Annotated in this window: 10 protein-coding genes; 3 read left to right on the top strand and 7 right to left on the bottom strand. The window is 74.4% G+C overall.

Annotated features, from left to right (window positions below; genetic code table 11):
• Window positions 1–32: 32 nt before the first annotated feature.
• The 4 genes from ABD343_RS20790 to ABD343_RS20805 form a co-directional block, all read right to left on the bottom strand.
• Window positions 33–1373: a protein kinase domain-containing protein gene (locus tag ABD343_RS20790; RefSeq protein ID WP_344530919.1), complete on the bottom strand. Its 1341-nt coding sequence runs from the start codon at window positions 1371–1373 to the stop codon at window positions 33–35.
• 5 nt (window positions 1374–1378) lie between these two features.
• Window positions 1379–2296 (bottom strand): protein phosphatase 2C domain-containing protein, encoded by a 918-nt coding sequence (locus ABD343_RS20795; RefSeq protein WP_344530394.1) that lies wholly within the window; start codon window positions 2294–2296, stop codon window positions 1379–1381.
• Window positions 2293–2955 carry a vWA domain-containing protein gene (locus ABD343_RS20800; RefSeq protein WP_344530396.1) on the bottom strand — a complete coding sequence of 221 codons (663 nt, stop codon included), beginning with the start codon at window positions 2953–2955 and terminating at the stop codon, window positions 2293–2295. Before ABD343_RS20800 ends, ABD343_RS20795 begins: the two co-directional genes overlap by 4 nt.
• Before the next feature lie 259 nt (window positions 2956–3214).
• Complete coding sequence (locus tag ABD343_RS20805) at window positions 3215–5605, bottom strand: GTPase-associated protein 1-related protein (protein WP_344530398.1); 2391 nt, start codon at window positions 5603–5605, stop codon at window positions 3215–3217.
• A gap of 184 nt (window positions 5606–5789) precedes the next feature.
• Here ABD343_RS20805 and ABD343_RS20810 point away from each other — a divergent pair, with 184 nt between their 5' ends.
• Entirely contained in the window at window positions 5790–6419 is a 630-nt protein-coding gene (locus ABD343_RS20810; RefSeq protein WP_344530400.1) for a DUF998 domain-containing protein, read from the top strand.
• A 32-nt stretch (window positions 6420–6451) separates the two neighbouring features.
• Here ABD343_RS20810 and ABD343_RS20815 read toward each other — a convergent pair whose 3' ends face one another.
• Window positions 6452–7123, bottom strand: a complete 672-nt coding sequence (locus tag ABD343_RS20815) for a TetR/AcrR family transcriptional regulator (protein WP_344530402.1) — start codon at window positions 7121–7123, stop codon at window positions 6452–6454.
• 74 nt (window positions 7124–7197) lie between these two features.
• Here ABD343_RS20815 and ABD343_RS20820 point away from each other — a divergent pair, with 74 nt between their 5' ends.
• Entirely contained in the window at window positions 7198–8223 is a 1026-nt protein-coding gene (locus tag ABD343_RS20820) for a glycoside hydrolase family 113 protein (RefSeq protein ID WP_344530404.1), read from the top strand.
• A gap of 43 nt (window positions 8224–8266) precedes the next feature.
• Here the strand turns inward: ABD343_RS20820 and ABD343_RS20825 are convergent, their stop codons facing one another.
• Window positions 8267–9337 (bottom strand): YihY/virulence factor BrkB family protein, encoded by a 1071-nt coding sequence (locus ABD343_RS20825; protein WP_344530406.1) that lies wholly within the window; start codon window positions 9335–9337, stop codon window positions 8267–8269.
• Window positions 9338–9540: 203 nt separating this feature from the next.
• Between ABD343_RS20825 and ABD343_RS20830 the strand changes: the two genes are divergently transcribed.
• Entirely contained in the window at window positions 9541–11235 is a 1695-nt protein-coding gene (locus ABD343_RS20830) for a serine/threonine-protein kinase (RefSeq protein WP_344530408.1), read from the top strand.
• Between the two features lie 10 nt (window positions 11236–11245).
• On the opposite strand, the gene ABD343_RS20835 is transcribed toward ABD343_RS20830, so the two are convergent.
• Window positions 11246–14479: an amidohydrolase family protein gene (locus tag ABD343_RS20835; protein ID WP_344530410.1), complete on the bottom strand. Its 3234-nt coding sequence runs from the start codon at window positions 14477–14479 to the stop codon at window positions 11246–11248.
• Window positions 14480–14655: the final 176 nt, after the last annotated feature.

Consider the following 14655-nt stretch of genomic DNA (forward strand, 5'->3'; position numbering starts at 1 on the left):
GGCCCCGTCCCGGCGGCGGCGCGCGGCGGGTGCTACGGGCGTACCTCCGCCTCGGCCCCGCCGCCGAACTCCACCAGCAGGCCGGGCCGCAGCGCGACCGTACGGCCGGGGGCCACGTCCTGCACGCTGCCGTCGTCGCGCCGCACCGTCCATACGTTTCCGGACCGGTTGGTCAGCCCGAACCGGCCCGGCTTCGTGGGGTGTTCGGTCACCTCGCCGACGATCTTGCTGAAGTCGTGCCGCTCCGTGTCGCCCTCCAGGTGGTGCGCGTACACCCGGGCCTGCGGGTCGAGGCGGATGGACCGGCGCCGGGGGCGGGACGCGCCACGGCTGATGGCGATCTCCATCCGTGGCGGCAGCCGCAACTGCCGTGCGCAGGCCCAGCAGTCGAGCGCCGAGCCGTCCGAGGAGGTCATTATCTGCTGGCCGCACCCCGTGCAGCAGGTGATGCCGTCGAGCACCTCGCTCAGCGCGCTCTGCCACTGCGTCTCGCGCACCCGGTCGCCCGGGTGGGCCAGGCCCTTGGTGAAGGCGGTGGTGAACAGCGCCCGCAGGTTCGCGGGCAGCAGGTTCCAGAGGGTGAGGACGGTCTGCTGCTCGGCGGGGTCGGGCCGGTTGGAGGTGTCGGACGGGTCGAAGACGAAGAGCGGATCGGTGCCGTACAGCCGCCGCATGGCGTGCTCGTCGAGGCTGTGGATCCTCAACAGCCGGGCCCCGTGCAGCGGGTGGTCGTTCATCAGCAGCATGAACAGCAGCACCGCGAGGGAGTGCAGGTCGGTCTGGGTGCCGGGCTGCGCGCCGCCGTCGCCGCGGACCAGCTCGGGGGCCATGAAGTTCATGGTCCCGGCGACGGCGGCGAACTCGCCGTCCACCACAGCGTTGTCGTTGTCGCACACCAGCACGTCGCCGGTGGAGGGGTCGAAGAAGATGTTCCCCCAGTTGATGTCCCGGTAGGCGATGCCCTTGGAGTGCAGGGTGAAGTACGCCTCGACGGTGTGCAGCGCCGCGGTGACCAGGGCGCGCGGCGTCACGGCCGACACCGAGGGGAGCCGCCGGAAGAGGGCGGGCAGGTCCTGGAAGCGGTCGGGGCGGATGTCCATCAGATAGCCGAAGCCCGCCTGCGGGTTCCGGGGATCCACCACGATGGCCTTCGGCCACAGGAAGCGGTCGTCCGCCCAGCCCCGGTCGATGAGCCCGTCGAGGATCTGCCGCTGCCTGCCGTCGGCGAGTTGCGGGTAGTACCACTTCACCGCGCGGTCGCCGCGCTCCGTCGAGACCCGGTAGACCTCGCCCTGGCCGCCCGAGCCGAAGAGCTCCTCGACCGTCACCTTGCCCAGGGACTCCGCTTCCAGGATCTGCCCGGCCTTGAGCATGCCGTTCACAGTGCTGTCCCTCTCCCGTCGTCGTCGGCGTACGAATCGTGCGATGCGCCCCGCTGGGCGCCGTCCAGGCTGCCGGGCGCGAAGGCCGCGACGAGGGTGGTGTCGTCCCCGGAGAACCGCCCGGCGCGCCCCAGCCAGTCCGCGAGCTGCTCCTGCACGGCGGCGACCCCCTGCTCGGCGGCGCGCTGCGTGACGCCCCCGGCGAACTCCAGGAACCCCGCGCGGTCCGCGAAGCTCTTCGCCAGCCCGTCGGTGGAGAGCAGCACCGCGGGGGGACGGCCGCCCTCACCCGTGACGGGCTCCCAGTGCGTACGGGTCTGGCGCCACGCCTCCGCCTCGCACAGCGAGTCCGTCTCGTCCCCCAGCTCCTCCCCCACGTCCAGCGGCGACCGGGGCACGCCGCCCGCGTCGACGAGCACCACGTCCCCGTCGCCGAGCTGCCAGCACACGGTCAGCCAGTCGGTCACGACCGCGCCGAGAAGGGTCGTGCCGTACGGGGTGAGGTCCCGGGCGGGCGGCCGTCCCTCGGTGGCGGCCGGGGGCAGGCCGCCGCGCGCCGGGGAGTTGCCGTCGTGCAGCAGGGCCTTCCCCCGCCAGCGGTGCACCAGTTGCTGCGGCAGGGTCTGGGCCTCGGTCCGCAGCACGCCCCAGTGCCGCTCGGAGGTCCGGTGGCTCACGGCGCGCTCCGCGAAACCGAGCGCGAGACCGGCGAAGGCCTCCACCGCCCAGCGCGAGCCGAGGTCGCTGCGGAAGTGCGGCGCGGAGCCGTGGCCGTCGGCGACGGCCAGGACGACCGCCTCGCCTCCGGCCGCGCTCCGTACGACGTAGCGGTCCTGGCTGTACTTCTTCCCGGCGCCCTTGACCATTCCCTGAAGCGTCTGCCAGCCCCCGGCCCGCGCACCGGCGGCGGTCACCAGACGTCTTCGTCGTCGGCCTGCTTGTCGAACGAGAGGGTGGAGGCGGCGGGCGGCTGCTTGTTGCCGTCCGTCTTGGGCGTCGAGGCCGCCTTCACCGCCACCGTCGAGGCCCACCGGATCGCGGCCACGAGCTGCCGGGGGTTCCTGGCCTGGAGGGGCTCCAGCTCGGGGTTGCCGAGGAACTCCTTCAGCATGTCCTTGTCGGCGTCCTCCCCGATCGCGACCGCCACCCGCATGGCCCGCTTCCCCCAGGGCGTGGCGTCGATCTCGCGGAGCCCGGCCCGCCAGTCGTCCATGGGCTGCCCGTCGGAGACGAGCGCGATGACGGGGCGCAGCGCCCGGTCCGGCATGGGCGGGCTCTGGAGCGCCTTGGCCGCGAGCCGGAAGGCGGCGCCCATGTCCGTACCGCCGTAGGTGGTGAGGTCCGTCCAGGAGAACTGCTCGACCGGCGTCGCCTCGTCGATGTGCCAGGTCGCGCCGGTGGCGAACGAGATGGCCCGCACCATCAGCGCCGCCGACGGATTGTCCTGGGCGGCCTGCTGCATCTCCGGGATGGCCTCCCGGATGGCGAAGTTCAGCTCGCCGATCTTCCCGTTGATGCTCATGGAGCTGGAGCAGTCGAGCAGCCAGAGGAAGTGCAGGGGGCGATTGGCCATCGGGCCGCCCGGAATCCTGGAAATCGTTTCGCTTTCACTCACGCTGATCCTCCCCCGATGGCGGACTGCTTCCGTACCACGGAGATGTGTCGATGGAATCGGTGTCGGTCTCGTCGGTGCACGGCGCCACCGTGACGCCAAGTGACGTGTGATGGCGGTGAGTTGAGGCTACCGCGTAAGAGGAAGGAGTGGTGCCGTCCCGGCGCCGCCGCCCGTGTCCGTCGCGCCGCCGCCCGTGTCCGCGGCGCGGCCGCGGCGGTCACCGCCCCCGCCGCTGGTACGACCACTGAGCCCAGGCCTCCTTCTCCCTCGGCTCGCACTGGTAGACCCAGCTCGTCGCCAGGGCGACGTCGCGCTCGTACATCCGCTGCACCGCGGCGCCCAGGATGTTGTGCAGCAGCGTCTCGGCGACCGCGCGCCACTCGGGCCTGTCGCCGGGCGTCCTCGGGTGCCAGGTCAGGAAGAGCGAGGCCACCCGCTGCGGCTCCCGGGCGAGCGCCCGCAGCCTCTCGTCCGTGCCGTAACGGGCCTGCACGGCCTCGCCGTACGGCCGCAGCAGCTCCTCGCGGGTCTCCTGGGTGAGGAAGCGGTACGCGCCCCGCGCGCCCTGCGCGGTGAGGTCCGCGTCGGCCAGGGCCCGGGCGAAGACCGTGAGGACGGCCTGCTCGACATGGGACTGGAGGGGTCCGACGGACGGCCACAGCACCTCCGTACGGGCCACGGCCCGGGCGACGTCGACGGCGCCCACCGTCAGCTCCGCGGTGGTCGCGAGCAGCTCGGCCATGTCCCGCCCCAGGGGCGGCAGTTGGGGGTCGCCGCGCACGGCGGTGGCGAAGTCGAGCAGCGTCCGGCTGAATTCCGGGGGCCGGTTCAGCCAGGTGCCGAACAGGGGTCCCCGTCCGGTCTCGACGAACAGCCGCGCGGGGCACGCCTCCAGCAGCCGGGGCGCCTGCGCGGGGTCGAGCTGGCCGTGGGGCATGGCGGCCGCCGCCCACACCTCGTTCAGCGTCGCGGCGTCGGCGATCCGCCCGCCGGGGCCCAGCGCGCGGGCGAGCGCGACGAACAACTCGGCCCCCTCCGGCCGCTCCGGCGTCGCCCGCAGGTCGGCCGCGCGCACGGCGACGCGCACGGGGAGCGGCACCTCGGAGAGGTTCCTGCTCCGCAGCCAGCGTCCGGCGGCGGGCGAGCCCACCACCCAGGGCAGCACCCGCGCGTCCTCGGCCGCCCGGGCCGCGAGGCGCTGCAGCGTCAGCCGGTCCACCACCGGGCTGTCGAGGCGCTCCAGCACCTCGACGGCGGGCCCGGCCAGCTCCTCGTGCTGGCTGATCAGCGCCTCCGTGATGCCCTTCGCGCCCTCCCTGGCCAGCGGACTCTCGTCGCCGCCCAGATGCAGCCCGAGGTCGAACGCGTCGGCCCACGGGCCCTTCGTCCCGCTGAGCCTGCCGTGCATCGCGTCCTCGACGGCGCCGACGAACTCCTGGTACAGCGCGCGCCGGGCCGCGTCGTCCAGCGGCAGCCCCGTCAGCACCCGCCGGTCCAGCGGGAGGTCGCCGCGGCAGGCCCACGCGAGCCGCCTGCGGGCCAGTTCGGCCGTGAACGGGCGCAGCTCCGCGGCGGGCACCTCGTCGGCGATCCGCGCGCGGATACGGATCAGCGCGTCGAGCCGGTCGAGTCCGTCGACGGGCGGGGGCTCGTCCCCCACGGGGAGCGGCAGCTCCCGCGCGTGCCGCGTCAGCATCCGTACCAGCTCGGGGTGTTCCTCGGGGGCGTCCGCGAGGGCCTGCCACATGTCGTTGTCCGGCGAGGGCAGCTCGCCCTCCGCCAGCGGACCGTCCAAGCCGAACGGCTCGCCCTTCTCCGGGCGGCGCGGCGGCGTGCCCTCGGTCCACCGCCACGCCATGGCCTTCGCCCACATGTCGTCGGCGGGCGGACTGCCGGTGCCGCCCAGCCCGTCGTGCACCCGGTAGAGATGCTGGAGCAGCTCGGCGTCCTCCCGGTCGAACTCGGCCTCCGGGCCGATCCCGAGGATCTGCTGCGGCGCCTCGTACGGCTGGGCGGTGCGGGTGACGAACGTCAGCGCGCGGGCGTACTCGTCGGAGAGCGAGGCGCAGGCGAGCGCGATCCACCGCGCCACGGTCTCCTGCTCGGCCTCCACGAGGACGATCTGCCGCCCCGCCCTGTCCTCGAACAGCTTCCGGACGTCGGCGAGGAACGGCGCGACCCTGTCCCGGTGCTCGCGCGCGAACGCGACGAGCGTCTCGTGCGTGAACTCGCCCTCGGGAGGCGGGACTTCCGCGTCCGCTGCCGTCTCCCAGCCCCGGGAGCGCCAGGCGTCGATGGGCCAGACGTCCCGCAGGCCCTCGTCCCCTTCGGGCAGGTGCAGCGCGTCCACGCGCCGCTGCTCGGTCCCGCCCTCCCGGACGGTGCCGGCGGAGCAGAGCAGGCCGGTCCCGTCCGGCAGTCTGCCGTAACTGAGCGACCGTCCCGGGTCCCCGCTCCCCCACGGGTGGCTGACGGCGACGAGGGGCCTGGCCCGCTCCCACAACTCGCCGGACGCCTGCTCGGGGTCCTGCGGGTCCGCCGGTTCGGCTCTCCACTCCCCGGGTCCGCCGCGGATGACATAACGCAGCCAACGCCTGCGGTCGCCCATGCCCAGCGCCGCCTCCCCCACCTCGTCGCACCGGCTCGACGCCGCCGTCGGCCGCCATTCTGGCCAACACCACGGACCAGCGCAGCCGCTCCGGCAACTTTCCCCCGTACAGCGGATGTTGCCCCGCGTCAGCCCCGCGTCAACGAAGGTTGACATCACCCTTCTGTCAACCTACGTTGACGCAATGCCGAATCAAGTGCTGCTTGCCCTCGGGATGGCCGCCGGGTCCCTGTTCACGCTCACGTACCTCCTGGACGGCGCGGGGCGTGCGGGCCGTGCGGGCCGTGCGGGCTACAAACCCGTGCGCCATCCCGTCAGTTCGCTCACCCTCGGCCGCCCAGGATGGGTGCAGACCGCCAACTTTCTTCTCGCGGGCACGCTGACACTGCTCTTCGCCGTGGGCCTGTGGCGTGCCGGGCCCTCCCGCTGGGGCGCGCTGTTGGTCGGCGTCTGGGCGGTCGGCCTGCTGGGCGCGGGTGCCTTCCGGACGGATCCGGTGAGCGGCTATCCTCCCGGCACCCCCGACCGGCTCCGGCACCCCACCCGCGTGGGGACCCTGCACGACTCGTTCTCCCTCGCCGGATTCCTCGGCCTCGCCGCGGCCTGCTGCGTGTTCGTCCCGTCCGGCTCGCCCGGGTGGGCCGTCTGTTCGGTCGCCGGCGGCGTGCTCTTCGCGACGACGATGGCGCTGGCCAGTGCCGCCTTCGACCAGCATCGGCGCTGGGTCGCCCGCGGCGGACTGATCCAGCGCGTCTCACTCACGGTCGGCTGGACCTGGCAGACGCTGCTCGCCGTGCGCGTCCTGCACACCTGAGGCCGCCGCACTCACGGGTCACGGGGCACGGGTCACGACTGGACGACGCGTCGCTCGGCGGCGTCGAAGGCGGGGGCGAGCGGGGCGAGCGCCGCGCGGAGCCGGTCGGGCAGCGAACCGGTGGGCACGACCAGCCCTCCGGCGCCCGAACTCCCGGCCGTACCCGAACTCCCGGCCGACTGGAGCCAGCCCTCCAGGGCGATGCGCACCGCAGCGGCGACGCTCGCCGCGAGGACGCGGGCCGTGGGGTCTCCGGCGCTCCCCAGGCGTTCGGCGATCACCGCCGTGAGAGGGGGCTCGATTCCGGCGGTGGCGTCGAGGAACGCGTCGCGCAGCGCGGTCCGGGTGGTGAGCAGCAGCAGCGTCCCGCGCTCGCGTTCACGCTCGCCCTCGCCGGTGTGCGTGTACTGCTCGACCACCGCCTCCGTGACGGCGTCCGCCAGGCGCACCCCGGCGGGCCGGGCCGCGACCGCCTCCGCGACCCGCGCCTCCCGGTCCGCGGTGACGGCGGCGACGATCGCCTGCTCGCGGCTGGCGAAGTAGTTGTTGTACGTGCGCGGCGAGACCCCGGCCGCCTCGGCGATGTCCTCGACCCGCACCCGGTCCGGTCCGCGCTCCACGGCCAGCCGCAGCGCCGCCTCGCGCAGCGCCTCGCGCGTGGCCTGCTTCTTCCGCTCCCGCAGCCCCGGTGGTGGTGTCGTCACGGCGTCAGCCTTCCACACCAATCTGCGCGCACGCAAACTTGCGTGCACGCACTTTTCTTGTCAGCCTCGTCGCCATGCGAGCAAAAGGAATGACCTACGACACCGGATTCGTCGTGCACGGCCGGACGTCCCGCGAGCACTTCGACCCCGCGGTGGTCCGGCGCGAACTCGCCGTCATCCGCGACGACCTGCACTGCGACGCCGTCCAGATCATCGGCGGCGACCCGGAGCGGCTGGAGCGGGCCGCCGCGGCCGCCGCCGAACTCGGCCTGGAGATCTGGTTCTCGCCCTATCCGCTCGAACTGACCCCGGAGCAGATCCTCGCGCTCTTCCGCGACTGCGCCGCGCGGGCGGAACGGCTCCGGCGGCAGGGGGCCACCGTCGTGTTCGTCGCGGGCGTCGAGCTGAGCGTGATGAACCACGGGTTCCTGCCCGGACAGAGCCCCGAGGAGCGGGTCGAGGGGCTGATGAGCCCGCCCGGGCGCCGCGCCGAGGCGATGCGCGAGCTCGGCGTGCGTATCAACGCGTTCCTCCGCGACGCCGCAGCCACGGTCCGCGAGCGCTTCCGGGGCAGGCTCACCTACGCCGCCATCCAGTTCGAGCAGGTCGACTGGGCCCCCTTCGACATCGTCACGTACGAACTGCTCCGCTCCGCCGAGGTCGCCGACCGGTTCCGGGACGCGGTGCGCACCCTGGCCCGGGGCCCCAAGCCGCTCGCCGTCACCGGGTTCGGCACCGCGGCCTACCGCGGCGCGGGGGACCGCGGCGGGCGCGTGCTGGAAGTGGTCGAGCACGACCCGCTGACCAGGGCCCCCGTACGGCTCAACGGCGATTACGAGCGCGACGAGGCCGGGCAGGCCGCGTATCTGAGCGAGTTGCTGGAGATCTTCGAGACCGAGGGCGTGGACAGCGCGTTCGTCTTCCTGTTCGCCCTGCCCGGCTATCCGCACCGCCCCGACGGCGATCCCAGGGACGACCTGGACCGGGCCGGACTGGGAATCGTCAAGCTCCTCGAAGGGCGCCGTGGGCAGACCTACCCCGACATGGAATGGGAGCCCAAGGCCGCCTTCGGGGCGGTGGCCCGGCGCTACCGGAGCTGACCCCGGCGCCGGGGTGCCGTCCGCCCGGAGGGGAGGGCGGGCCTCAGTGCCGGTGGCGGTCGCGGGGGCGGAGGCGGCCCCGGACGTCCTCCGGGGGGAGGAACTTCGTCCAGCGCTCGGGGAACTCCGCGGGGGCGTCCTCCTCGTCGCCCGAGCCCTCGCGCGCGCGGCGGGCCGCGACGGCGGCGACGACCTCGGCGGCCAGCGCCTCCCGCGCCCGCTCGTTGGCGCGGCGGGCCGCGGCCGTGGCGACCGAGGGCCAGACGTGGTCGATCGCCGCGTTCACCGCGGCGCCGACCAGGACCGCGAACGCGGAGACGCCGATCCAGAGCAGCACGGCGACGGGCGCCGCGAGCGAGCCGTAGATGGTCGGGCCCTCGACCGTGTTCGTCAGGTAGAGGCGGAGCAGGAAGCTGCCCAGCACCCACATGACCAGCGCGACGAGCGCGCCGGGCACGTCCTCGCGCCAGGGCGAACGGACGGGCACGGACACGTGGTAGAGCGTCGTGAGGAAGACGATGGACAGGAACAGCACGACCGGCCAGTAGAAGACCGTCACCGCCCACTCGGTCTGCGGCACGAGCCGCAGCACGGCGTCGGGCCCGGCCACCATCAGCGGCAGCGCGATCGCGCCGATGACGAGCGCGACGAGGTAGAGGCCGAAGGAGAGTATGCGGGTCTTGACGATGCCGCGCCGCCCGTCGAGCCCGTACATCACGGTGATCGTGTCGATGAACACGTTCACGGCGCGTGACCCCGACCAGAGCGCGAGCGCGAAGCCGAGCGAGATCACGTCGGGCCCGCCGCCCCGGATGACGTCGTCGATGAGGGGCCGGGCGAGCTGGTCGACGCCCTTCTCGGAGAGCACCGTGGAGGAGGCGTCGAGGAAGTTGTGCCGGATGGAGTCGATCGTGTCGATGTTGATCCACGCGTCGAGGTAGCCGAGCAGCCCGATCAGGCCCAGCAGCAGGGGCGGGATCGAGATCAGCGTGAAGAACCCGGCCTCGGCCGCGAGGCCGAGCACCCGGTACTCCATGCAGGAGTTCACGGTGTCCTTCAGCAGCAGCCACGCCATCTTGCGCTTGGGTACGTCGCGGTACTTCACCCGCGCCATGCGGGGCTGCCCGCGACGGCGCTCCGGGGGCCGCGCAGGGGTCTGCTCAGGGGGTTCGTGGGCTGCGTGCACGTCTTTAACGTATCTGCCCCGGGCTGGCCGACACACACCGTGACCGGGCTAGGGTCTGCGGGGAACACCTGTCCCACGGGGGGAACGGACGTCTCGTGACGCGCGAACGATGAGCGAACGGTGAAGGAACGGTGAGCGAACAGCAAGGGCACGACCAGCCGCAGGAACGGCTGGTGGCGGGGCGGTACCGGCTCTCCCGCCGCATCGGCCGCGGCGGCATGGGGACCGTGTGGCTCGCCGACGACACGCTGCTGGGCCGCAGAGTGGCACTGAAGAAGCTGCACCTGCCGCCCCACCTGGAGGACGACGAACGGGAACGGCTCTACGAGCGGACGCGGCGGGAGGCGCGCAGCGCGGCCCGTATCAGCCATCCCAACGTGGTCGTCGTCCACGACGTGGTCGAGGACGAGGGCCTGCCGTGCATCGTCATGGAGTACGTGCCCGCGCGCTCGCTCAGCCAGATCCTCAAGGAGGACGGCCCGCTCCCGCCGCAGGCGGCGATGCGCACGGGCCTGGCGATGGTGGCCGCGCTGAGCGCCGCGCACGCGGCGGGGGTGCTGCACCGCGACGTGAAGCCCGCGAACGTGCTGCTGACCGAGGACGGCAGCCGCACCGTCCTCACCGACTTCGGCATCGCCGCCGCCTCCGGCACCTCGACGCTGACCCGCACCGGCGAGTTCGTCGGCTCCATCAACTACGCCGCGCCCGAGCGCATGCGCGGCGGCGACTCGGGCCCGGCCTCCGACATGTGGGGGCTGGGCGCGACGCTGTACGAGGCGGTGGAGGGCTTCGCGCCGTTCCGCCGCGACACATGGATGGAGACGGCGTACGCGACGGCCAGCGATCCGCCCGCCGCCATGGAACGGGCGGGCCGCCTGGAGCCGCTGATCCTCCGTCTCCTCGCGAAGGACCCGGCGGAACGGCCCGGCGCGGTGGAGGCCGAGGAGTTGCTCGCCGGTGCGGAGACGATGCCGTACGGGGCGACGCCCGCGGGCCCGGCACCGGCCCCCGCCCCGGCCCCCGGGCCGGCTCCCGGGCCCGCTCCGGACGCCCTGGCCGCTCCCGCCGCGCACACAGGCGCGCACCCGGCCGCCGGGGGCACCGAGGTCACGACGCCCGCGGCGCCCGTGCCCGTACCCCCGCCCGGACCCGCCGCGCCGCAGTCCCCGCCGCCCGCCCCCGAACGCGGGCGCGGCGGGCGGGCCGTGGCCTGGACGCTGGCCGCCGTGCTCGTCGCGGGCGGGCTCGGCGCCGGGGCGTACTGGTGGACCCAGCGCGAGGGCGACGACCCCGGCGGCCCGCAGGGCGGCAAGCCCCCGGCGTCCGGCTCGCCCTCGCCCTCCCCGTCCGCGTCGCCCAGCAAGCGCCCGCCGCCGCCCCCGGGGCACCACCGGGTGAACGACCGGCTGGGCTTCTCCGTGGACGTGCCGAACGGCTGGCGCCGCAGCGAGAAGCCCGGGGGCACCGAGGTCAACTACGTCGCGCCGTCGGGCAAGACCGTGCTCAAGTTCAACGTGCTCGACTTCGCCGACTCCAGCCCCCTGCGGCACTGGCAGGAGCTGGAGCCGGAGGTGAGGAAGAACTCCCCGCAGTACGAGCGGATGCGGATGAACCGGACGAAGTACCAGGGCAAGTCCGCCGCGATATGGGAGTGGCGCTGGCAGGGCCGGGCCCGCCAGTTCCGCGCGATCGACCTGGGCTTCGGCGCGGTGGGCCAGAAGCAGTACGCGATCTACCTGTCCGCGCCGGACGCCCAGTGGGGGGAGCTGAAGCCGCACTTCGACACGGCCGTCGCCTCGTTCCGGGCCCGCCCGGAACAGGGCTAGCCGCCTCCCCTCACCCCGGGTCGCAGCAACTGTCCCGGCGGAGCTGGCGCCCGACCGCGTGCCAGTGGTCGTCCCGCGCGTCCTTCGCCGCCGTACGGCCGCCCTCCGGCTCGGGGTAGGAGGCGACCAGCTCCTTCTGCTCGTAGGGCACGCCGCCGCGCAGCACGGACACCGTCCGTACGAGGGAGTCGAAGTCCGTGAAGGGGTCGCCGTCGACCAGCGTGAGGTCGGCGAGCTTGCCCTCCTCCACCGTGCCGAGGTCGCGTTCGGCGCCGAAGGCGCGGGCGGCGAGGACGGTCGCGGTGCGCAGGGTCCGCGCCGCGGAGAGCCCGGCGCGGTGCAGCGCACGCAGCGCCATGTGCAGGTGCAGCCCGACGGGGACGAGCGGCGCGTCCGTGCCGAGCGCGACGAGGCCGCCGCCCGCGAGGACCCGCTTGTAGACGTCGGTCTCGACGGCCAGCGTGGCGAGCTGCTCCTTCGTCGGCGCGTGCGCGGCCAGTTCGCGCACGGCGAGGGTGTCCCAGGGCGGCATGAGCCGGGTGACGCGCGGGTCCTCGGCGAGCGCCGGGTCCGCGCCGACGAGGGGCGCGGCGGTGAAGGGCGTCGCGACGAGCCGGAAGTCGCCGGTCGCCGTGTAGACCTCGACGACGTCCTGGTACGCCCGCCCGCTCGCGGTCGTCGCGTGCCCGAACTCCAGCCGCTGCGTCGCCTGGAGGTGCGTCGTCAGGTCCTGCCCGAGCTGGATGCCGGGCGTGCACAGATGGCTGCCGGAGGGGACGCCCAGCTCCTCGTGGGCGAAGGAGGCGGCCTCCTCCATGACCCAGCCGGGCGCGCGGACGTACGTCTTGACGAAGTCCCAGTCGAGCGCGGCGGCGCGGCGCAGCGAACGGCGGAGCCCGGCGCGGGTGCGGTGGGCGCGGCCCATGCTGTACGCGACGCGGGCGCCGTCGAGGAGTTCGCCGGTGGCCAGCAGCCGGGGCCCGGCGAGGGTGCCGTGCGCGACGGCCTCGCGGAGCCGCGCCTGCTCGTAGGCGAAGCCGCCGAGGGAGACGGCGGTGGTGATGCCGTACGCGAGCTGGGTGGCGGTCTGGCGTCCGCCGTAAGTGGTCTGCCAGGGGTGGGTGTGCGCGTCCCAGAGCCCGGGGAGCACCGTCAGCCCGGAGGCGTCGATACGGCGGGCGGCGGAGCGGCCCGCGCGGTGCGGGGCGACGGACGCGATGCGCCCCTCGCGGACGACCACGTCGACGTCCTCGCGCACGGTCTCCCCGGTGCCGTCCCACAGCCGTCCGGCGTGCACGACGGTGTCGCCGCTCTTCCCCGTCGTACGGCGGTGGTCCAGCGCGATCCGGACCGTACGGGCCGTGCCCGCGGCGACGTCGAGGCGTCGCAGGCGGCCCGCCGAGAGGTACAGCACCGTGCGGGAGTCGCCGGACCAGGAGGGGTGGTCGGCCGGTTCGCCCGAGACGCGGCGCGGCTCGCCGTCGGGGGTGCCGTCCGGGCGTACGGGCAGCAACCACAGCGCGGAGTCGGAGACGAGGGCCATGGTGCGGCCGTCGGGGGACCAGACGGGCCCCGAGTCGTAGCGGTCGGAGAGCGAGACGTGGTCGCCGACGGCGTGCAGCCGGGACTCGCCGGTGGCGGCGTCGATCACGCGGATGAGGTTGTAGCCCTCACGGAAGCGCTGGTTGAGCCGGTTGCGGTCGCAGAGCGCGACGTACCGCCCGTCGGGCGACCAGCTCGGTCTGCCGGGGATCCCGCCGCCGCCGAGCGGCTTGGCGAGGACGCGCTCCTCGCCGTCCGGCAGGTCCCGTACGAGCAGGTTGCCGGTCATGTCGAGGCAGGCGAGGCGCTCGCCGTCCGGGGAGAGCGCGGGGAAGACGCGCCCGCCGTCGGCGAGGACGGTGTCCTTGCCGGAGCCCAGCTCGTGGCGGCGCACGGCGAGGAGCCCGCCGGGGCTCTCGTGGTCGGAGGCGTACACGAGGGCCTTGCCGTCGGGCGTCCAGACAGGCGCGAGGAGATAGCGGGTCGGCGCCGCCTGGACGACCTTGCGGGGGCGCCGCCCGCCGGAGAGGTCCGCGACCCACAGCGCGTTGAGCGCGGCGAAGGCGACGCGGCGCCCGTCGGGCGAGAGCGCGGGCAGATGGACGCCGCGCACGGGGCGTGCCGCGCCCCCGTCGAAGTCGAAGTCCTTGACCCGGTAGCGGGGCCGTTCGACGGGCAGCGTCGCCTCGAACGGCAGCTCCTCGGCGTCGCCGGGCTTCTCCGGCCGTACGAGCGAGAACCGGCCGCCGACCGTCAGCAGCAGCTCGTCCTTCCCGGTCCAGCGCGGCGGTACGGGCTCGACGTCGCCCTCGACGGCCACCGCCCCGCCGTCCACGACGAGCGTGCAGGACCCGGCGGGCGCGGGCGTCGTACGCAGATACGCGAGCCGTCCGCCGGGCGAGACGGCGGGCGTCATCACCTGCGCCTTGGCCGTCGTCTCGGTGTGCTCGGTCCGCACGGGGCCCTCCCCGTCGGCGGCGACGGAGGCGACCGTACGGGCGTCGAGCGCGGGCCCCTGTTCCCCCGCCGTGACGGCGCCGCGGACGAAGAGGACGCGCTTCCCGTCGGGCGACCAGACGGGGTCGAAGTCCTCCCAGGCGCCGCCCTGGTGGGGGCCCTCCTGCCCGTCGAGGCCCGTGAGCCGGGTCAGCTCCCCGCTCTTCAGCTCCAGCACCCAGATCCGGTACGGGCTGCCCTTCACGGGGTCGCCGCCCCGCTCGGAGGCGAACGCGAGACGGGTCCCGTCGGGCGACCAGGCGGGCGCCCGGTCGTCCCACGGCCCGTCGGTACGCTGCCGGAGCCCGGAGCCGTCGGGGCGCAGGGTCCACAGATGGAAGCCGCCGCCCTTGTAGGCGCAGACGGCGAGGTGTTCGCCGTCCGGCGAGAGGACGGGCCGGGTGGGTTCGAGATCCGGCTCGGTGAGCGCCTTCGCGGGCCCGCCCTCGCGGGGCACGGCCCAGAGCACGTTCTGCACCTCGGCGACCAGGGGCCCGCCCTTCGGGGCGAGCGTGGCGGCGCCGTTGGTGGCGGCGGTGAAGGAGAGCGAGGCGTGCCGGGCGCGGGCCGCGGCGGCCGTGGCGGCCGTGGCCGTGGCCGGAGCGGGGGCCAGCGGCCCCGCGAGCCCGGCCGCGCCGGCGGCGGCCGCACCGGCCTGGAGGAGACGACGACGGGAGAGACGACGGGGGCGGGGCGATGCGGCCAACGGACCCTCCAGGGCACAGGAGTTGCGCGGGACGGAGCGGTATCACCGAGATCTACGTGGCACGAGCGCCTGATAGTTGCACACGCCACCGCACCAAGGTCAACACCCCACCCACGCCGGGTGCGCGCGTACGAGGGCCGGGTACGGGCTGCCCCGTACTGTGCATTGCAGTCTGC

The sequence above is a fragment of the Streptomyces albiaxialis genome, from assembly GCF_039530985.1.
Classification (GTDB): Bacteria; Actinomycetota; Actinomycetes; order Streptomycetales; family Streptomycetaceae; genus Streptomyces; species Streptomyces albiaxialis.

Bases quoted from the DNA above. Each gene is read 5' to 3' on its own strand.
- ABD343_RS20790 (WP_344530919.1), bottom strand. From the start codon at position 1,373: ATGCTCAAGGCCGGGCAGATCCTGGAAGCGGAGTCCCTGGGCAAGGTG.
- ABD343_RS20800 (WP_344530396.1), bottom strand. From the start codon at position 2,955: ATGGCCAATCGCCCCCTGCACTTCCTCTGGCTGCTCGACTGCTCCAGC.
- ABD343_RS20805 (WP_344530398.1), bottom strand. From the start codon at position 5,605: ATGGGCGACCGCAGGCGTTGGCTGCGTTATGTCATCCGCGGCGGACCC.
- ABD343_RS20810 (WP_344530400.1), top strand. From the start codon at position 5,790: ATGCCGAATCAAGTGCTGCTTGCCCTCGGGATGGCCGCCGGGTCCCTG.
- ABD343_RS20820 (WP_344530404.1), top strand. From the start codon at position 7,198: ATGCGAGCAAAAGGAATGACCTACGACACCGGATTCGTCGTGCACGGC.
- ABD343_RS20825 (WP_344530406.1), bottom strand. From the start codon at position 9,337: ATGGCGCGGGTGAAGTACCGCGACGTACCCAAGCGCAAGATGGCGTGG.